At 46.4% G+C, this 21,168-nt stretch carries 13 protein-coding genes and 1 pseudogene; 5 read left to right on the top strand and 9 right to left on the bottom strand.

The features are described 5' to 3' along the window. Positions 1–552: pseudogene (locus I6E38_RS15435) on the bottom strand (DUF4372 domain-containing protein); the annotation flags it as partial. A 128-nt stretch (positions 553–680) separates the two neighbouring features. On the opposite strand from I6E38_RS15435, the gene I6E38_RS04390 reads away from it, so the two are divergent. Beyond that, positions 681–1,862, top strand: coding sequence for a class I SAM-dependent rRNA methyltransferase (locus I6E38_RS04390; RefSeq protein WP_235392874.1), 1,182 nt, complete (start codon positions 681–683; stop codon positions 1,860–1,862). Between the two features lie 21 nt (positions 1,863–1,883). Continuing rightward, a complete protein-coding gene (gene tilS / locus I6E38_RS04385; RefSeq protein ID WP_235392873.1) occupies positions 1,884–3,302 on the top strand; it encodes a tRNA lysidine(34) synthetase TilS in 1,419 nt (472 codons plus the stop codon). A 100-nt stretch (positions 3,303–3,402) separates the two neighbouring features. Here the strand turns inward: tilS and glgP are convergent, their stop codons facing one another. Beyond that, positions 3,403–5,958: an alpha-glucan family phosphorylase gene (gene glgP, locus I6E38_RS04380; RefSeq protein ID WP_235392872.1), complete on the bottom strand. Its 2,556-nt coding sequence runs from the start codon at positions 5,956–5,958 to the stop codon at positions 3,403–3,405. A 29-nt stretch (positions 5,959–5,987) separates the two neighbouring features. Then, entirely contained in the window at positions 5,988–7,670 is a 1,683-nt protein-coding gene (locus tag I6E38_RS04375) for a glycogen/starch synthase (RefSeq protein ID WP_235392871.1), read from the bottom strand. 199 nt (positions 7,671–7,869) lie between these two features. Between I6E38_RS04375 and I6E38_RS04370 the strand changes: the two genes are divergently transcribed. Next, positions 7,870–8,322, top strand: coding sequence for a hypothetical protein (locus I6E38_RS04370; RefSeq protein WP_235392870.1), 453 nt, complete (start codon positions 7,870–7,872; stop codon positions 8,320–8,322). A 77-nt stretch (positions 8,323–8,399) separates the two neighbouring features. On the opposite strand, the gene I6E38_RS04365 is transcribed toward I6E38_RS04370, so the two are convergent. Beyond that, positions 8,400–10,790, bottom strand: a complete 2,391-nt coding sequence (locus tag I6E38_RS04365) for a TonB-dependent receptor (RefSeq protein WP_235392869.1) — start codon at positions 10,788–10,790, stop codon at positions 8,400–8,402. A gap of 223 nt (positions 10,791–11,013) precedes the next feature. On the opposite strand from I6E38_RS04365, the gene pyk reads away from it, so the two are divergent. Next, entirely contained in the window at positions 11,014–12,465 is a 1,452-nt protein-coding gene (gene pyk / locus I6E38_RS04360) for a pyruvate kinase (RefSeq protein WP_235392868.1), read from the top strand. Between the two features lie 90 nt (positions 12,466–12,555). On the opposite strand, the gene I6E38_RS04355 is transcribed toward pyk, so the two are convergent. From I6E38_RS04355 to I6E38_RS04335, 5 genes are all read right to left on the bottom strand, one after another. Then, positions 12,556–15,117, bottom strand: a complete 2,562-nt coding sequence (locus I6E38_RS04355) for an ATP-dependent Clp protease ATP-binding subunit (RefSeq protein WP_235392867.1) — start codon at positions 15,115–15,117, stop codon at positions 12,556–12,558. Between the two features lie 90 nt (positions 15,118–15,207). Beyond that, positions 15,208–16,488, bottom strand: a complete 1,281-nt coding sequence (locus tag I6E38_RS04350) for a M64 family metallopeptidase (protein WP_235392866.1) — start codon at positions 16,486–16,488, stop codon at positions 15,208–15,210. Between the two features lie 21 nt (positions 16,489–16,509). After that, positions 16,510–16,917 (bottom strand): 2-amino-4-hydroxy-6-hydroxymethyldihydropteridine diphosphokinase, encoded by a 408-nt coding sequence (locus I6E38_RS04345; protein WP_235392865.1) that lies wholly within the window; start codon positions 16,915–16,917, stop codon positions 16,510–16,512. 18 nt (positions 16,918–16,935) lie between these two features. Further along, positions 16,936–18,012, bottom strand: coding sequence for a bifunctional histidinol-phosphatase/imidazoleglycerol-phosphate dehydratase HisB (gene hisB / locus I6E38_RS04340; RefSeq protein ID WP_235392864.1), 1,077 nt, complete (start codon positions 18,010–18,012; stop codon positions 16,936–16,938). Between the two features lie 13 nt (positions 18,013–18,025). Beyond that, on the bottom strand, positions 18,026–18,796 hold the full coding sequence (locus I6E38_RS04335) for an RNA methyltransferase (RefSeq protein ID WP_235392863.1): 771 nt from the start codon (positions 18,794–18,796) through the stop codon (positions 18,026–18,028). Positions 18,797–18,892: 96 nt separating this feature from the next. Between I6E38_RS04335 and tamL the strand changes: the two genes are divergently transcribed. Then, a complete protein-coding gene (gene tamL, locus I6E38_RS04330) occupies positions 18,893–21,109 on the top strand; it encodes a translocation and assembly module lipoprotein TamL (protein ID WP_235392862.1) in 2,217 nt (738 codons plus the stop codon). The last annotated feature ends 59 nt before the right edge of the window (positions 21,110–21,168 follow it).

Raw genomic sequence — 21,168 nt, 5'->3', positions numbered from 1 at the left:
TCATAAGGAATTTCCTTCATTGCCTTTGAGTCGTAAACTGATGCTGTAGAGATGTGGAAGAAAGCTGGGACCTAAGATTCGAGGTCATATAGCACATGTGCTTTTACTCCTCCCTTCTTCTTACGGAACTTTGCCCACCAGAAGACAGACTAACACAAAGGAATGGTCGTTGAGTCGAAAGCATACACATTGCCTTGCAACTTGAAGATATCTGTCACACGTTTCTTTCTGGCCTGCTCCATAATATAGAAAGCAAAGTCTTCAAAGATACGGTAGTCACGATTCTGATTGGCAGAAGCAAATGTCGTTTTCGCAATAGGCTTACGCCCTAATCCAAGATGGTATTGCTTTGTTCTATGTGCTTCAAAAGCAACAATCAGATCTCGCACCCTCTCGATTGCTCAGTTGCCCAAACATCATTGCAAGCAATTGATTCCAACAAGTGAAATGCTTCACATAGCGGTTTCCATCATATTTGTCAACCAAATGGCGAAACTTGTTATTGTCGAGAAATTCTATCAATTGGGCGAAAACGTATTTGTCTTTGTTCATCGTGCAGTGTTATAGATAACTGCAAAAGTACAAAATCAAATCATCGCACCCTTGAAATCTCTTGCAAAAGACTGTATTTCAATTAATTCAAAGAGCGATTAGTCCACTTTAACGGGACAGTAGTGAATATGTATAAGAAACTATATTTGAAAAAAGGCAAGGAAGAGAGTCTGAAGCGCTTTCATCCTTGGATATTCTCCGGAGCCGTAGCTAATGTGGATGAAGGTGTGGAGGAAGGCGAGTTGGTACGTGTTATCACTGCGTCGGGTGATTTTATTGCTGTCGGTATGTTCCAAATAGGCAGTATTGCTGTACGAGTGCTCTCATTCCGTGATGTTGAAATTGATGCAGAGTTTTGGGAGTCACGTCTAAGTTCGGCTTGGGAGATGCGAAAGGCTATAGGGCTAATTGGACGTGAGAACAACAACACATTCCGACTGGTACATGGCGAGGGTGACAATTTGCCGGGACTGATTATCGATTGTTATGGTGACACTGCTGTGATGCAGGCCCATTCGGTAGGAATGCATGTCTATCGTAATGAGATTTGTGAGGCGCTTGTTAAAGTTGCTGGTGGCGAAATAGCCAATGTCTACTACAAGAGTGAAACCACACTGCCGTTTAAAGCTGACATCGAGCATGAGAACGGATTTATCTACGGATCTATGGGCAGCGACGTAGCTATGGAGAACGGACTCAACTTCCATATTGACTGGCTTAAGGGGCAGAAGACGGGCTTCTTTGTCGATCAGCGTGAAAACCGTCATCTGCTTGAGACTTACTCACGTGGTCGCTCTGTACTCAATATGTTCTGCTACACAGGAGGTTTCTCAGTGTATGCGATGCGTGGTGGTGCTAAGCTTGTACACTCAGTAGATAGCAGTGCAAAGGCAATAGAACTCACCAATAAGAACATCGCGATGAACTTCCCTGGTGATGAACGTCATGCAGCATTTTGTGAGGATGCTTTCAAATATCTTGATGCCAACGATAAGATGTACGACCTTATTGTACTCGACCCGCCTGCCTTTGCTAAACATCGTGCAGCTTTGCGTAACGCACTTAAGGGTTACACACGTCTTAATGTGAAGGGATTACAGCGCATCAAACCTGGTGGAATACTATTCACATTCAGTTGCTCGCAGATAGTATCAAAGGAGAATTTCCGAAATGCTGTCTTTACAGCTGCTGTACAGGCCAACCGCAAGGTGCGCATCCTTCATCAGATTCACCAGCCTGCCGACCATCCCATAAACATCTACCATCCAGAGGGTGAGTATCTGAAGGGATTGGTACTGTATGTAGAGTAAATCTATTAAAATATCAGTATTTTGAACAACATAGGACAGAATAATTTCATAGGTAGTGTGCGGGCGTTTGCTTCCGCACACTCTTTGTTTGTTGAGGGTGGTAAATATATTGTAGCATTGTCGGGAGGTGCCGACAGCGTTGCACTACTGCTCGTTATGAAGCGACTTGCTGGCGAGTGGAACATGCAACTTGAAGCTGCCCATTGCAATTTCCGTTTGCGTGGCAATGAGTCTGATCGCGACGAAAACTTCTGCAAGAATCTCTGTGTCTCATACGATATTCCTCTCCATCTCATTCATTTTGACACTCGTGAATATGCTTTGCTGCATCATGTGAGCATAGAGATGGCTGCACGTCGTTTGCGCTACGATTATTTTGAACGTCTGCGCCGTGACATTGATGCAGATGGTATTTGTGTGGCCCATCATCGTGACGACAGTGTGGAGACGGTACTGCTCAATCTTGTGCGTGGTACCGGAATACGTGGATTGCGTGGCATTCAGCCTCGTAACGGGTATATTTTGCGTCCACTACTTTCCATAAGCCGTCACGACATTGTCGGCTTTCTTGATTCTCTCAATCAGACCTTCGTCACTGACAGCACCAATCTCGTACCTGATGTGAAGCGCAACAAGATACGACTCGAATTGATGCCATTGCTGCAACAGCTCAATCCAAATGTGTCACAGTCGATATTTGAGACTTCTTTACGTGTAGGCGAAGCAGTTAACATTTACGACAACGCTATTAATAGAGCGATTTTTGATGTGATAGGTCAAAATCCTGAATCCGTTAAGTTGGCTGTTGATATGGCTTGTCCGGTTGTTGCTCCATTGTCAGTGAGCATTTCACGTCTGTTGGCACAAGTATCGGCAGAGAGCGTTTTGTTTCATATTCTCAGTCCTTGCGGTTTCACTTCGTCGCAAGTAGAAATGGTGTATGCTGTTATCAATCAACCGTCTGAACGTACTCGTTTGTTTGCATCGACCACTCATGAGCTCTGCTTCAATCGTGATAGTCTAATAATCCAACCACTTGATTATGGAGTCCATGTTCTCAATAAGAAAATTCCCGAACAAGGACTTTATACTCTTGCCGAGGGTGTAAGATTTGATTTTCACATTATGACGGTTTCTGATGATTTCAAACCAAGTACTAGTCCGAATACTGTTACATTAGATGCTAAGTCGTTAAAGTGGCCTCTTACCGTGCGTAATATTGCTGATGGCGACCGTTTTACGCCTTTTGGCATGAACCACACCAAACTGGTGAGCGACTTCTTGACCGATCGCAAACGTTCTATCTTTGACAAGCGTCGTCAGTTAGTTGTTACTGACGCCAGTGGCAAGATTGTATGGTTGGTAGGCGAACGTACCGACAATCGTTGTCGTACAACAACCACTACTACTCAAGTACTTACTATTTCGATTGAAAAGTAGGGGAAGGAAATTGATTAATAATATTTATTGATAATATAAAAATCCCGAAGGCATTCCGTTTGGAACTTCTTCGGGATTAATATTATATAGTCTATTGTGATTAGTCGAGCCACTTAACGTAGCAGAAGTCCTCACGATAAACGAGGTTCTCATTCTTCGGATACATACGTACGCAGCTCTTGAATGTACCGGCTACGTCAGGCTCGAATGTAGCCTCGAATGTATAGTTGTTGCCTTCGTGGGCTACAACCTCAAACTCACGCTTAGAGAAGATGTGCTCCTCGCCATTCTTGTCGGTCTTGATAGAAATAAGCTCAAGTCCGATAGCGTCGTTCAAGCCCTGCTCGTCAATAACGTAGCGCAGAGTGTACTTCTTGCCAGTCTCAGCTCCATAGAGAACAGAATCGTCCTTGCTTACTACGCGGATAGAATCCCAACGCTGAGCAACAGTCTCCTTCCATGAAGCAAGCTCCTTGGCGAGGCGGTTGTTATTGGCAGAAAGCTTCTTGAAGTTGGCAGCCTCCTTGTTGTAGAACTTATCATAGTAGTCGTCAAGCTGACGCTTCATTGTATAATGAGGAGCGATAGTGGCGATAGAGTTCTTGATGGTCTTGATCCATCCCTCGCTAAAGCCCTGTTCGTTGCGGTTGTAGAAGAGCGGCAGAATCTCGTTCTCAAGGAGAGAGTAGATTGTAGCTGCATCAAGCTGATCCTGGTAACCCTGGTTCGGGTATGTGCGCTCCTGCTTGAGAGCCCAACCTGCACCCTGACGATAACCCTCTACCCACCAGCCGTCGAGTACTGAGAGGTTAACAACACCATTCATCTCTGCCTTCTCGCCTGATGTACCAGAAGCCTCAAGAGGACGTGTCGGAGTATTCATCCAGATATCAACACCTGAAACAAGGCGACGTGCAAGCTCCATGTCGTAATCCTCAAGGAAGATAATCTTGCCGAGGAACTCAGGACGCTGGCTAATCTCGAAGATGCGCTTAATCAAGCCCTGACCTGCACCATCAGCCGGGTGAGCCTTACCAGAGAAGATGAACTTAACCGGACGCTCCGGATTGTTCACGATCTTAGACAGACGCTCAAGGTCGGTAAAGAGAAGGTGAGCACGCTTGTAAGTAGCGAAACGACGGCAGAAGCCGATATAGAGAGCGTTAGGAGTGATGCTCTCGAGCAATGTCACTACGCGTGAAGGATCGCCCTGGTTCTTGAGCCATGTTGCAGCAAACTTCTCACGGATGTAGTCAACGAGCTTCTTCTTAAGAGCCATACGTGTCTCCCAGATCTCAGTATCGGGTACGTTGTAGATAGAGTGCCAGATGCTCTCATTAGACTGGTCGCTGAGGAATGTCTTGTCGAAGTACTTGTCGTAAACCTTGCGCCACTCTGTAGCTGTCCATGTCGGGAAGTGAACACCATTGGTTACATAGCCTACGTGGCTCTCCTCAGGATAGTAGCCCTTCCAGATAGGAGCGAACATGCGCTGGCTTACCCAGCCGTGGAGCTTACTTACGCCGTTAACCTCCTGGCATGTGTTGCAAGCGAAGGTAGACATACAGAAGCGCTCTGAGTGGTCGTCAGGATTTGTACGGCCCATGCCGATGAATTCGTCCCAAGAGATGCCAAGCATCTGAGGATAACCGCCCATGTACTTGCCGAAGAGCGACTCGTCGAAGTAGTCGTGACCAGCAGGTACCGGAGTGTGAACAGTATAGAGTGAAGAAGCGCGAACGAGCTCGAGAGCCTCGTTGAACGACATTCCCTCGTTGATGTAGTCGATAAGACGCTGGAGGTTGCAGAGAGCTGCGTGACCCTCGTTGCAATGGTAGATGTCCTTCTTGATACCGAGCTTCTTGAGAGTGAGCATACCACCGATACCGAGCAGAATCTCCTGCTTCAAGCGGTTCTCGTTGTCGCCACCATAGAGGGCGTGTGTGATAGGCTTGTCAAACTCTGAGTTAAGCTCGTTGTCGGTATCGAGCAAGTAGAGCTTGATACGACCTACGTTCATTACCCATACGTAAGCGTGAACCTGATAGTTCATATATGGAACGTCAACTACCAAAGGCTGGCCGTTCTCATCGAGAACACGCTCTACGGGGAGAGAGTTGAAGTTCTGGGCATCGTACTGGGCAATCTGCTGGCCGTCCATAGACAGAGTCTGCTTGAAGTAGCCATAGCGATAGAGGAAACCAACACCACACATGTTTACGTTAGAGTCAGAAGCCTCTTTCATGTAGTCGCCGGCGAGCATACCAAGACCACCTGAGTAGATCTTGACAACCTGGTTGATACCATACTCCATACAGAAGTAAGCCACAGAAGGACGTGTTGCGTCAGGAGCAACGTCCATATACTCGCGGAACTTCTTGTATACAGCCTTAACGCGCTCCATGATGGCCTTGTCCTTAACAATAGCCTCCTTGCGCTCGTAGCTCAAGCGATCGAGAAGCATTACAGGGTTGTGGCCAACCTCCTCATAGAGGTCTTTGTCAAGGCTTTTCCACATGTCGCGAGCCTCATAGTTCCATGCCCACCACATGTTGTGTGCGAGCTCATCAAGACACTTCAGCTCAGCAGGAAGTGTAGACTTGATTGTAACCTCCTTCCATTGAGGAGCGTTAGCGTAATCTGCTTTAATTTTCATAGATTTTCTTATTTATAATTTGATATTTATTATTTCTCTTTTCTTGCTTCAGCCTTGCGCAAGGCAAAGTCGTAAGCGTTGTAATAATACTCAATGAAATGTGTCCAAAGAGCCTTCTCAGACAAAGAGCGTGCGTTGTTGCGCATGCGTGTCTGCTTGGCCTTGGTCGCATTGGCATACTTAATGACAGTCTGCTTGATGTCGTCTGCCACCTCATTGTAGTTGTAATCGGTACGATGGATTACCTCCACGCCATTGTCTATCGTCGACTTGCCTCCGCATTCAGAGTGTGCCCAAAGTCCGAAACCTGCAAGGTCGGTAGTAATACATGGCACCTTGAATGCCACGGCCTCAAGCGGAGTGTAGCCCCAAGGCTCGTAGTATGACGGGTAGACACAGAGGTCGTTGCCGAGTATTACGTCAAAGTATGATAGGTTGACTATGCCGTCGTCGCCAGTCAGATAGCAAGGTATGAAGATGAGCTTCACCTTCTCGCCCTTCTGATTGTGCATTCCGAGCCAGTTCATCATGCCCAATGCGCGGTCGTTCTGCTGCTCGTTGAGCCAATGTGTGATGACCGGAGTGTCGAGCGGAGTGTCAAACTTTTCGCCCTGAGCCATCTTTTCAAGACGTTCGGCAAGGTCGTCGCGCTTGCAGTTGACCCAAGCCGGCACCTCAATGAATGCTACAATCTCTTTGTTAAGCTCGTCGGCAGAAAGACGCAGACGATTTACAGCTTCGATGAATACATCAATTCCCTTGTTGCGCCACTCGTAGCGTCCGCTTGTAGAGATTATTATAGCGTCGTCGGCTACTTCGTCGCCTGTGAGGGCGCGTGTGATGTCGAGCAGACGCTTGCGTGCAGCCTCGCGCTTGCGGTCGAAAGCCTTGTCCTGCGGTACGAAGTCGTCTTCAAATCCGTTAGGCAGAACCACATCAACAGGCTTGTCGAGCAGTTCGGCACACTCGCGTGCAGTAATCTCACTCACGGTGGTGAAGCAATCTACATGGGCAGCTGTCTGCTTTTCGATTGATTGCTTGCTCTGCATATTGAGCTCGTCAGCCATCTGGTCGCCGTTGTAAGCTTCAAGATATTCATAAAGTGGCTTGTTGTTGCCAGCGATGCTTCGTCCGATGCTTGTAGCATGTGTAGTAAAGATTGTGGCAACTTGCGGCAGACGGTCGTTGATATATAGAGCGCCCAAACCGGTCATCCATTCATTGGCATGGTATATGGTCTTGTTGGCACGCTTCTTCTTGCTTATGTAATAATTGTAATAGCTCTCCACTACGAGTGCTGCTGCATACGAGAACATAGAGGCTTCGTCGTAGTCGCCATAAGCGTGAAGGCTGTCAACGTGGTATTTCTCCCACAATTCGCCATATATTTCGTCCTTTTTGGCGAAATAAGGCTGGAAGTCAACCAAAACGGCTACGGGATTGCCAGGAACAGTCCAGCGACCTATCTTTATGTTAAGACCTTGTTTGGCTGCTGCTGTACGCCAAGGCTTAAGAAGTGTGGGGTCTTCCTCAAAATACGGGCTTTGCTTCTCGCCCCAACAATCGGGACCGATGAAAACCAAATTGTCGCCAAGCTTCTCTTTAAGGGTCTTTGCACGGGTGGAAAGAACTGCATAAATACCACCTACTTTGTTGCAAACTTCCCAACTTGACTCAAAAATATAATCAGGAAATAGTCTCTCTTTTTTCATAAAAAAGTTAAATATTTGCTGCAAAAATAGTATATTAAAAGCAAAAACACGAGGGTTTCTGCCTTTTTTTTCGTTTTTTACATCTATTCTTGATTTGAATTCGTTATATTTGCATTGCTATAGGGCAAAAATTGCCGTTGTGCAGACAAATGTTATATTAACAATTGTATATTTTTCCATAAAAACAGAATAAAAAAACATGAAACGATTTCTTATGCTTTTACTTGCGATGGCCTCCATACTTGTCGGAGCAGCACAAAACGTAAATTCCAACCAAGTATTCCACACTTATATATACAACGACGAGTATAAGGTGTATATGGACGTGAATCTGTATGAGGCTAATATTAGCGTCCCTGGACAGGACGTGTTCGGGACGGTTCCTGGATTCTTCGGGGCGTTGCGCGACTCACGTAAATGGCTTGTGACCGATGCCAAGATTGTGGGCAAGAACAAGGCCGAGTTGGAAATTATCAACGATTACGGGTCGGAAGACCTTACAGCTACGCTCACTTACAATCCTAAGGACAATACGTATGTGCTGAAGCAGACTGGCGGAAGCCGACTAAAGATTGTGGTGAATCGCAAGTGGCTCAAAATTCCTACCGAGATTGTCTTGGTGCCTCACAAGCGAATGGCTGATATGTGGTAATGAAATGCTCTGAATTGAAAGTCCGGAATTGAAAACTTGTAATGATTAGTTCTCAATTCCGGACTATTGTTTGGTTTTTAAAAACTGAAATTAAAGTCGGCGCCAAATGTTATAGGTGCTCCCTTTTGGCCGAAATAGCGCTTGGTGCGCGATGCCGAACTGTCCATGGCAAACGTACAATAACGTGTGTTGGTAAGGTTCTTTGCCCACAGGTTTACTGTAAAATGCTTGAACCCGAACTTGGCGTGAGCGTTAAGGAGGGCATAGAACTTCTGTTTGTAGCTGTTAGCCTCGTCCCAATAGATTTCGCCCTGGGCTGTAGTACCTGCACCTATCACTACGCTCTTCAGAAATGACTGCTGTGGAAGTATTGTATAGTCGGCATTTGCCGAGAGAGTGTGTTCTGGAGCGAACGGCACTCTATTACCTCTATAGTCGTTCTCGCCATCGTTGTAGTTGCGGAATGTGGCATTAGTATAGCCGTATGCCACAGCCCATGCAAGAGCGTTGTTGAACGAACTTCCGCGTAGAGTCATTTCGCCACCAAAACTACGGCTACGACCTGCATTGACCATCATTCTTCCGAATCCGTATGTACCTGCCATTACAGATAGTTGCTGGTTCTTTATCTGCATGTAGTAGGCAGAGAGGTCAAGATGGACAGCCTGATTGAAGAGATTGAGGTGGGCACCCGCTTCATAGTTCCAGCTCTCCTCAGGCTTGTATGATATAGTATTGTTCACCTTTGAGTAGTCGTCGGCAGAGTGGGGGATGTCGTAGCTTCCCTTCATTGCCTTCATGCGGTTTGCCATGAGTTCGGTCTGCAGAATGTCCGAGAACATCTGTATGTTGTAGCCTCCAGCCCTGTAGCCCTTGCTTACCGAAGCGTAAAGGTTGCCGATTTCTCCACCATTTGACTGCGAGACTTTGCCTAAATCATATGTGAATGACAACTTTGGCAGCAACTGATTGAATGTGTTGTGTGTACGGCTGTCAAGGTGGGAAGTGAGAGTGTTCGAAGGCTTCTGTCCCATGATGTTGGCATCCATTGTCATTATGGCACGAGTGTCGTAATGGATTGAAGTGCGCGAGAGGTCGTAGCGCAATCCGAGAGTAGCCCTCAAACGGTTGGACAGCTGTAGAGTCGACTCATGAAACAGGGCCGCATTTAGCTGAGGTGTATGGAACAGACCAGGGACATCTACACCAATGTTCATGCTTATGCCACCTTCTTCTTTTATTTTGTTCTTGGCTTCGCTCTCAGTCATTCCACTTGCTATCAATTTATTAAGTTTGCTATTATAAATCTGTCCGGCTATTGCATTTCCCATCGGTCCGGTCATACTCTCGCCAAATCCTACAGGTCCGTCAGTATGGAGCCATTGGTAGCTGAAGAAGGCACCTGTGACACGACGCCAACGGTTATCGTCATGATTCTTGATGGCAAATTCCTGTGTCACGGCATTCATGAGCTGGCGTTGGTGCAGCTGCATAAAGTCGAGTGCCGTATAGTCCTGGTCCATCTGCATATTGTCGTTCAGATACTGATAGCTCGTGGTAGAATTGATGTCGGCATTACGACCCTTGTAGTTGACGTTAAGTCCTACCGAGAGCAGATGGCGACGATAGTTGTTGGGCAGATTGGTAGAAGGGTCTTGGGCGCGACCTGTGGCCACGTCGTATTCGCCGTATGCAAATCCGTTCTGTCGCACCCATTGATAGTCGGCTGTGAGCGAAATCATAGTGCGGGCTGTCTGCTGGCGGATCAGCTTCAGACGTGCTCCTGCCTCGTTTCCGTTGTCGGCACGCTTGCCCGTAGCTTGGTTGTGTTGAAATCCATTCTGTCCGTTATAGAAAGCAGATACAGAATATGCTCCCAATCCTTCAGCCTTGCCATAATGGCTAAGCTGTGCCATGCGCCAGAAATGGTTTCCAATACTCATCTGTACATCTGTACCTTGATAGTACAACGGACTCTTGGTGTAAATCCTTATTAATCCTCCCTCGGCATTCTGTCCGTAGAGCGTGCCTTGCGGACCGCGAAGCATATCAATACGACTGATGTCGTAGATATGGGTGTTGAAGGCACTCTTGCTTACCAGGGGTATATCGTCTACATACATGCCAACGGCAGGGCTGTTGACTCTGGCTCCGATACCACGCACATATACAGATGATGTGTAGCGCGAGCCATAAGCTGGCATTACAAACGAGGGGACTCTTGAAGAAACGTCCCTTAAGTCGCGTGCTGCAAATGAGCTGAGAGTGCTTGCCGAAAGCGATGTTGAGCTGACGGCTTGGCGGCGCAATCGTTGAATGTCTTTGGGGCGAGAGGCTACTATTACCTCGTCGATGTCGTAGACACGGGAAGTGTCAGATAGGTGTTTTTCGTTAAAGTTGAAGCTGTCGGCTACTGCCATTGATGGCAGAAAGCATAGAGCTGAAAATACACAGAGTTTTGAATCCATCTACAATTCTTTTACATGATTTAATTTGTTTAACGGTTGCAAAATTAGTCATTATCTTCAATCTGCACAATCATAACTTATGATGAAAAGAATGATAACAAACAAGAGCAAAGCTAATTTGCTACAAATAAAAAAATATTTTGATTGCATAAATCAAAAATGTGCTCAAAATTCCGTAACTTTGCACAAGAGAATATCAAAAACACATTTATACATACAGGTAATGAAACAGACAAAGATTGTTGCTTCTATTAGTGACCGCCGTTGTGACGTTGACTTCATCCGCAAACTTTTCTTTGCGGGCATGAATGTAGTGCGTATGAACACGGCACACGCCACTCCAGACGGGATACGTACTATAATACGGAATGTGCGAGCTGTATCGCCACACATCGCACTTATGATTGACACCAAGGGCCCTGAGGTGCGCACGACAGGTGTTGAGTCGCCTATAGAATACAAGACTGGTGACATGGTGAAGATTTTCGGACGCCCGGAGATGGACACTTCACACGACATCGTAAACGTGTCGTATCCAGACTTCGCTAAAGATGTTAAGGAAGGCGACCATGTACTTTTTGATGATGGCGAGCTTGATATGCTTGTTGTCGAAAATGTAGGTCCGATGCTTGTAGCACAGGTGCAGAACGACGGAGTGCTCGGTGCACACAAGAGCGTAAATGTTCCGGGCGAACACATCGCTCTGCCTGCAATTACCGAGAAAGACCGCCAGAATATTCTGCTTGCTATTGAAGAAGACATTGACTTCATTGCCCATTCGTTTGTGCGCTCAGCAGCCGACGTTCTGGCAATTCAGAAGATTCTTGACGAGCACAATAGCGACATCAAAATCATTTCGAAGATTGAGAACCAGGAAGGTGTTGACAATATTGAGGAGATTATTGACGCTTCGTACGGTATAATGATTGCCCGTGGCGACCTTGGCATTGAGGTGCCAATAGAGCGCATTCCAGGCATTCAGCGCCAGATTATTCGCAAGTGTGTGATGATGAAGAAGCCGGTAATAGTGGCTACACAGATGCTTCACACCATGATTAAGAATCCGCGCCCTACACGTGCTGAAGTTACAGATATCGCCAATGCTATCTACTCTTACACAGATGCCCTTATGCTTTCGGGCGAAACTGCCAGCGGTAAGTATCCTCTTGAAGCAGTTAAGACAATGGCTGCCATCGCCGAGCAGGCTGAGAAGGACCGCAACGCTATGGGAGAGTGGGAAGTGCCGATGAACGAAAATTGCTCGCAGCGCGAATTTCTTGCTCATGCTGCTATCGATGCCACTCGTCGTATTGGTGTGGCTGGTATCATAACTGATTCGCTTACAGGTGAGACCGTACGTCATCTTGCTGCATTCCGCGGACCGAATCCGGTACTCGCAATATGCTATAAGGAGAAGACCCAGCGTTGGCTCAATCTTAGCTATGGCGTAATTCCTATCCATCAGAAAGAGCAGGCTTCGGCTGAATATATGTTTATTGCAGCCTTGCGTATGCTTCGTCAGAAGGGTTACATTACGCTCGACGACAAGATTGCGTACCTTAGCGGCAGCTTCGGATTTGGCAATCCTACTGGCACCACTTTCTTGGAAATCAATAAGGTCAGCCAGGTATTCGACAAGTCGTACGAGTTCCACTTGCCGCAGAAGGAACAGTAAGAACAATATATGTTCAATAATAAAGGGGGCGCAGAATATGCGTCCCCTTTTCTTGTTCTTATACATTTTGTTATATTTCTCTGCTGTAAGCTATTCCTTGTTGGCTTTCTCTACAGTCAACTTTTCTTCATCGGATTTCTTGTCAACAACGATAGCATCGCCTGCATTAATCTCGCCAAACAGAATCTTCTCGCAAATTTCATCCTTTACATAAGTTTGAATAGCTCGCTTAAGCGGACGTGCTCCAAACTGAGAATCGTAACCCTTCGTAGCAAGGAATGTTTTTGCTGCATCTGTTACAGTCACAGCATATCCGTTCTTTGAGATGCGCTTGATGAATTTGTCAAGTTCTACATCAACAATTCTTCTTATGGCCTTAGCGTCAAGCTGGTCGAATGTGATTATCTCGTCAAGACGATTCAGAAACTCTGGGGCAAACTGACGCGAGAGAGCCTTCTGAATGATAGAGCGGGCATATTCTTTCGATTGCTCGTTGGCTGCTCCGTTTATAGAAATAGCGTTGAAACCTATTCCATGGCTGAAGTCCTTGAGCTGGCGTGTACCGGCATTTGAAGTCATGATGATTATGGTGTTGCGGAAGTCGACAATTCGTCCGTTACCATCGGTCATACGACCTTCGTCGAGCACTTGCAGCAAGAGGTTGAACACATCGCCATGAGCCTTCTCTATTTCGTCAAGCAATACGATAGAGTAGGGGTGGCGACGTACACGCTCTGTAAGCTGTCCTCCCTCACCATAGCCGACATATCCCGGAGGAGCGCCAACAAGTCGTGAGGTGTTGAACTTCTCAGAATATTCGCTCATGTCAATACGTATCATAGCATCCTTGGTACCGAACATTTCTTCGGCAAGGCGTTGTGCCAGATAGGTCTTGCCTACACCTGTAGGCCCGAGGAACATGAACACACCTATAGGACGGTTGGGACTGCCCAGACCAATACGGTTGCGCTGTATGCTTCTCACAACCTTGTTGATAGCCTTCTCCTGAGCTATGACCGAATTGTTGAGACATTCACCAAGACGGCGCAGACGGTCGCTCTCTTTCTCTGAGATGCGCTGCAAAGGTATTCCTGTCATTGTAGACACGACGTTGGCTACATCAGCAGAATCGATAGTTTCGCGATTTCCGTCATCGTGTGTAGCCCACTCTTCGTTGAGTCTCTTCAATTCGGCTTCAAGCTGGCATTGGCGGTCGCGATAGCTTGCTGCAAGTTCAAAGTCCTGATCGGCTGCTGCAGCATGTTTCAGTTGCTCAGCCTGGCGAATTTCCTTTTCCTTGTCGACTATGGCTGGCGGAATGACAGCATGTTGCAGATGAACACGCGAACCGACCTCATCGAGTGCGTCTATTGCTTTGTCGGGATACTGACGCCCGGTTATGTACCGACCGGTAAGTTCGACACAAGCCTTCAAGGCTTCGTCTGTATAGCGCACGTGATGATGGTCCTCATAGCGCTCCTTGATATTATGGAGGATTTCGAGAGTTTCTTCGGCTGTACTCGGTTCTACCATAATGCGCTGGAAGCGACGCTCCAAGGCCCCGTCCTTCTCAATCGAGTTGCGATATTCGTCGAGAGTAGTTGCTCCAATGCATTGTATGAGTCCGCGCGAAAGTGCAGGCTTCATTATGTTGGCTGCATCCATTGACCCTGGTGTGCTGCCAGCGCCTACAATAGTGTGAATTTCATCGATGAATACAATTATGTCGGGATTGTCCTCCAATTCACGTAGCAGGGCTTGAATGCGTTCCTCAAACTGTCCGCGGTATTTTGTACCGGCTACAATCGAGGTCATGTCGAGTCGAAGTATGCGCTTGTTGAACAGCAATGGTGACGTGTGTCGGCTTGCAATCTGCTGAGCCAACCCTTCGGCTATAGCACTCTTGCCGACTCCAGGTTCGCCTATAAGTATCGGATTGTTCTTCTTGCGGCGACATAGCACCTCTGTAACGCGTCGCATCTCATTAGTACGCCCTACAACGGGGTCCAGTTTTCCGTCCGATGCGGCCTTTGTCAAGTCTGTTGAAAACTTGTCAAGAACAGGAGTTCCGGTCTTACCACTTGTCTTGCTCATATCGGCTGTTCCAGCTGACGAAGTACTGTCGCCACGTCGGCTGTTTCGGCCTGTCATATTTTCGTCCTCTTCCTCTGACAGCCCTATGCCGTCTACAGTTGTCTTAGAGTTTGGTTTCAGCAGATATTTCATTGCCAATTCATAGTTTATTCCGTATTTTCCGAGTACAGCCTTTACGCCGTTTGAGGCGTTGTCGTGCAGAATGGCCAATACAATATGTTCGACATTAACGGTTTGTGAGTGAGCCAATCGGGCTTCAAGAACCGAGAGCTTCAATATATTATTGGTCTTGTCGTCAAGCGAAGTAACATTGTTTGCCTGAATCTGAATGTCATCATGTGCCTTGGATTCTGATGATGACAACGACTCTATACTTTGCTTTAATTCATGTACATTAATATCCAAGTCTGTAAGAATCCCCGTCATCGGATTCTTACGCTCACGCAAAATAGCCAACATCAGATGTTCTGGTCTGACGCTGCTGCATGAGAGTCTTGCTGCCTCTTCGCGGCTATAAGCAATAACTTCGGACACTAATGGCGAAAATTGATTTGTCATTTCTATATTATCCTGTTTGTAAAAGAGGGAGTGTTAAAACCTTTTTGTCTTGACACTCCCTTATTATGTCCAATTATGTTGTATATGCTCCTATTCTGTGTAGAAGTTGATAAGCTCGCGTAGAGCCTTCTGGCAAGCCGGACAGAATTCCTTAACGTCGTTGCTGCGCATACGACAGTCAGGCGTAGCACGATACACTCCCTTAAGACTGTAGCCGGCACCTTCGTAGAGACCTATTTTATTATCAGGAGCCTTTGTCTTCTTGCCTTTCTCAATCATATTCTCCCATTTGCCATGGAAGTCAACGAGAGTTGTTATGTTCTTCTCCCATGGCTCCACATCGTGCGGATACATAGGTATTTGCTCTTGTTCGTAGGCGTACTCGTCGGCAAGTCCGGCAAAGCTGTGTCCGAACTCATGCACAACGACCTGCTTGTACATCGGATGGTGGGTCATAGACAGGTTGTACGAGTTCAAGATGCCGCCTCCGCCGTATTCCTTGGTATTCACAAGCACGATGATGTGCTCATAGGGAGTACCTGCCAGTACGTCGTGCAGACTCTTGAGATTGAGCGTTGTAAGATAACGGTCGGAATAGAATGTGTCAAAATGGCTTCCAAGCGCAGTATTGCGCCAAATGCCCTTTGAAGGCTCGCTCGTTCCGCTGTCTACTGAAGGCGACTCGACAGCAACGATATTGAAACGGTTGCGCATCGACTTGAAAGGCTCATGCTCAAACAACGCTTCGGTTGCAATCTTGGCATCCTCAATAAACACGTTCATCTCGTCCAGCTTGTATCCTTCGGCTACGTAAGCAATATGGATGCATTTTGTAGTGTCAGCTGCCTGCTGTATCGTAGTGAAAGGTGTTCGGTTCTTGAATCCTGTATGTCTGATAAGGATGTCAGCAGGATCTACTGTGTGCGTCATTGTTCCTGTTATCTCATGGCGATTGTTGCGCAGATCGACAGTTACGTCAACCTTCTCGTTCGGCATAGGGATAAGGAATACGTTCTCAAATGCCTTGTCGGATGTCTTGGCTTCGTCATACGACTGCCACTCCTGGAAGAGTGTAGAGAACGAGTTGCGGTAAATCACCTCTGAAGTGCCGTGCTTACGTACTGTTATCTGTCCGTTGCCTTCTACAGGTAGTTGTGCCAGATGCTTGCGCTTGCCATACCAACGTGGTGACATGTTCAACTTGTCGAGCGAGATGCGTTGTGTGGTAGCATTGCCCGAGAAAATGTAGTCGATGCGTAGGGTTGAGTCACGGAAGGTCTCAGCAAAGTTTATCTCCTGAGGCTTGTTCTGTCCCATCGATTCCGTTGCGCCCAGCGCGGCAAGTGCAAGGGCAAATAATATTTTTTTCATATGTTTCAATATTATAGTAGTTTATACATTCGTTAATTGTATTTGTAGCATTTCTTCCATTAGCGTCTTTATGTAATGGCGTTGCCAGTCAGACTGATGAAAAAGTTCATCGTCGTATCTCAGCAAGTCAATGTCCATAATCACTTCGCCTCGGCTTCTTGCCATACGTGTGTCGCCACATTGCCTTTCTATTTGCTTCAGCTTGCTGACGACCTCCTCTGTGTCCAATGTTGAATTGAAGACTACAAGCATATTGGCGAAGCGTACATTCGTATTTCCCATTCCGATTGGAAGCGTCAGCATGACGCGTGAGAACCGGCAGTCGGCGAACGTGCTGTCAAGAATCTCTCTGGCTTTTGCTATGTTCGACTGATGGTTGACGTTCGTGCCGACGCAAGCAATTATTAAATGCTCGTGTGTCTTCTCCATATTACTCTGTCTGTTTTTCTATAACATACCCTTTGTAGAGGGCAATTCAAAGTGGTGGATGTCGCGTCGTACAGCCATGTGCAGAGCGCGTGCAAAGGCCTTGAATATTCCTTCTATCTTATGATGCTCGTTTGTACCGCGTGCCTCAATGTCAAGATTCATGTGTGCAGCGTCGCTCAGACTCTTGAAGAAGTGAAGGAACATTTCGGTAGGCATGTCGCCTATGCGCTCGCGCTTGAATTCGGCATTCCAGTTGAGCCATTGACGTCCGCCGAAGTCGAGTGCTACCTGGCAAAGGCAATCGTCCATGGGCAGACAGAAACCGTAGCGCTCTATGCCTCGTTTAGAGCCAAGACACTTCTCTATACATTGTCCGAGTACTATAGCTGTATCCTCGATTGTGTGGTGTTCGTCCACATTCAGGTCGCCCTTGCACACAATGTCCAAATCTACCTGTCCGTGTTTGGCTATCTGTTCGAGCATGTGGTCGAAGAATCCGAGTCCCGTGTTTATGTTGCATCTGCCGTGTCCGTCGATGTTCATAGCTATACGTATGGAAGTCTCCTTAGTGGCACGTTCTACAGAAGCCGTGCGTTCGCCAGCAAAAAGTATTTCGGCAATCTTAGGCCATGTCATTCCGTCACGACCGAGAACAAGCGACTTGCAGCCGAGGTTTTCGGCAAGCCTGGCATCCGATTCGCGGTCGCCAATCACATACGAATTCTCCAAATCATACTTGTCATTATTCATATATTCGCGCAGCATTCCCGTCCCAGGCTTACGCATGGGCGAGTTGTCCTCGGGGAAGTGGTCGTCGATGTGTTGGGCTTCAAACACGACGTTCTCGGCTGCCAATGTCTTTATTATGAAGTTGTGTACGGGCAGAAAGGTCTCGGTAGGAAAACTATCCGTACCCAGTCCGTCCTGATTGCTTACCATTACAAACATGAAATCCGTGTGCTCATGTATGAATCTAAGGCTGCTTATAGCATCTTCAACAAAATCCAGCTTCTCAAAGCTGTCAACCTGTTCGTCAGCAGGTTCCTTTACAATAGTTCCGTCTCTGTCAATAAAGAGAATCCGGGTCTTTTTCATTTCGTTTTCCATACTATCTTCTTCTAAATTCTGCGCATATTATAGCTGTGGCAACAGCTACGTTAAGACTGTCGGCTGTGTCACGACCTTCTGGATAGTTGGGGATACGCAATCGCTTGGTTATGAATTGCCTGATTTGGGGCGAGATGCCTTTGCCTTCGTTGCCCATTATTATTATGCCGTTATGCGACAGCTGTTCTGAATACATATTATTTCCTTCAAGAAGTGTACCATAAACTGGTAGAGTAGGGGGAATGGCTTCGAAAAGCTGCTTCAAGTCCATATACGACACTCTCACTCGCACAATGCTGCCCATCGTGGCCTGCACAACCTTTGGATTGTACACGTCGACCGTGTCCTTACTGCAGATAATGTCCTCAATGCCAAACCAGTCGGCTATGCGGATGATAGTGCCCAGATTGCCTGGGTCTTGCACTCCATCAAGTACGAGTGTGAGTTTTTCGGCAAGTGAAGGCAACTCCTCAGCAGTCATTTCTGCAAACTTCCTGAATACCGCAATAACCTGTTGTGGATGACACAGGAAACTTACTTTTGTGAGTTCGTCGGACGAAACTACGATTCTCTCGCATTGCAAGCCGGCCATAAGTTCGTGTTCCTGTGCAAACCACTCCTCAGTCGCGGCAATTACCGACAGCTGGTCTTTGTGTCTTGACATTATGTCGTGCACTATTTTCGGACCTTCAGCTACAAAGGATTGCTGCGCATCGCGGTTCTTTTTCATATCCAGGGAGTGTAAAAACTTTATCTTGTTCTTGCTAAGCATTATGGCGTTTTCTATTTGTCAGTTACTATTTGTTCGACAAAGATAAGCATATTAATTAATAAATTAGTATCTTTGCATAAGTTTTTTCAATGTTTTATGTCACGACAATCATCTCTAAACAAAATACTTGCACTGCCGTTTATTGTAGTCCTGTTCATAGCTTCGTGCTCAACTACCAAGTTTGTGCCTGCCGACGACTATCTCCTTAAAGCCGTAAAGATTGAAAGTGAGCAATCCGACGTTAAGGCTTCTACACTTATGCCATATGTACAGCAACGGCCCAATTCCAAGTGGTTTTCGCTGTTCAAGGTTCCCTTGTCGCTGTACAGCATGTCGGGGCGCGATTCCACGCAATGGGGCACCATGTTTCTGCGTGGATTGGGCGAGGCTCCGGTCATTTACGATTCAGTTAAGGCTGCCGCTTCGTGTGATAACATGGTCATGTATTTGCAGTCTGAAGGATATCTCCATGCCAAAGCCAGCTATACAGTAAAGCGCAAAGGTCGTAAGGTTGAAGTTAAGTACAAGGCCATACCTGGCATTTCCTATACCATTGATTCGGTCAACGTGGTAATAGAGGACGACAGCGTACACAACACGTTGCAGAGCCTTGGTGCGCTTGACATGAATCTGAAGCGTGGCATGCGATTCTCTATCCAGACTCTCGACGACGAGCGCAAGCGCATAACCAACATTTTAACCAAAGAGGGATATTACAAGTTCAATAAAGACTTCATTAAATTTGAAGTAGACTCTACTGTTACTCCAGGTATGGTAGATGTCACTATGTACCTACATAAGTATAAGGCTTCAAACAACAGTCCGGAGACAAACCATAGAAAATACTTTATAAACAAAGTAAACTTTATTCCCGTAAATTCCAAGCGTATGGCATTGCGTCCCAACGTATTACAAAACAATACTACAATAAAGGAAGGCAACAAATTCTCGGCTGCCGAGGTACAGAACACATATAACAATTTTTCTCGTCTGAATGCTGTAAGGTTCACCAACATACACTTTGATGAGAACGAGGAAGACGGACTGCTTGATTGTGGTATCAAGGTAAGCACACGTAAGCCCAATACTATATCCTTCCAACCAGAAGGTACCAATACCGAAGGCGACTTCGGCGCTGCTGCCACATTGACTTATTCCAACAACAACATATTTAGGGGAAGCGAGCTCTTCTCCGTACAGTTCCGTGGTGCCTATGAGGCAATTAAGGGGCTTGACGGATACCAGAACCAGAACTATATAGAGTATAATGTAGAGACCCGTCTGGCGTTTCCGCGCATAATTGCTCCATTCCTCTCGCAAAATGTGCGCTATGACAACAGCGCAAAGTCGGAACTTATGTTCAGCTATAACATGCAGAACCGTCCGGAGTTTCATCGTCGCGTACTTACATCGGCATGGCGTTACTACTGGAAGGGACTGCATGGCCTGTCTTACCGTTTCGACCTTATTGACATCAACTTTGTACACATGCCTTGGATTTCATCCACATTCAAGAGCAATTATCTTGACGACACCAATTATCGCAACGCAATCCTCAAGTACAACTATGAGGATCTGTTTATTGTGAAGTCGGGCGTAAACATATCGTACAGCTATAAGAACCAGGCATTTAGAACAAATATTGAAGTAGGAGGCAATGTCCTGAATGCCATATCACATCTTACTAAAGCCAAGAAAAATTCTGATGGGCAATACACGCTCTTCAAGATTGCTTACGCACAATATGTAAAGGGCGATTTCGACTACACACGTCTTCTGCAACTTGATGTGAAAAACCAACTTGCGCTTCATTTCGGACTTGGAATCGCTTTCCCTTATGGCAACAGCAATATTCTGCCATTCGAGAAAAGATACTTCTCGGGTGGAGCCAATTCCGTAAGAGGTTGGAATGTAAGGGAACTCGGTCCTGGAAAGTTCCGCGGTTCAGATGGCAAGATTGACTTCATCAACCAGACTGGTGACATGAAACTGGACATGAACGTTGAATTGCGTACGGCATTATTCTGGAAATTTAACGGCGCCTTCTTTATTGATGCAGGAAATATATGGACACTCAAGAACTATAAGGACCAGCCGGGAGGACAGTTCAAGTTCGATACATTTCTCAAACAACTTGCAGTGGCATATGGATTAGGTTTACGGGTCAACTTTGATTACTTCATTGTAAGACTCGACTGTGGTATGAAAGCTATTAATCCTGCATACACTACATCCAATGGACATTATCCAATCATAAATCCTAAATTAAGACGAGATTTGTCAGTCCATTTTGCTGTGGGAATGCCGTTCTAATAGAATGCCTGAGTTATTTATAACGCCCATTATGATAAACAGGGAAAATCTGTTAAGTA

It is taken from the genome of Leyella stercorea, assembly GCF_021531355.1.
Taxonomy (GTDB): Bacteria; Bacteroidota; Bacteroidia; order Bacteroidales; family Bacteroidaceae; genus Prevotella.
Note: the sequence above shows the minus strand (reverse complement) of the source record. Positions and strands in the feature narration are given on the sequence as shown.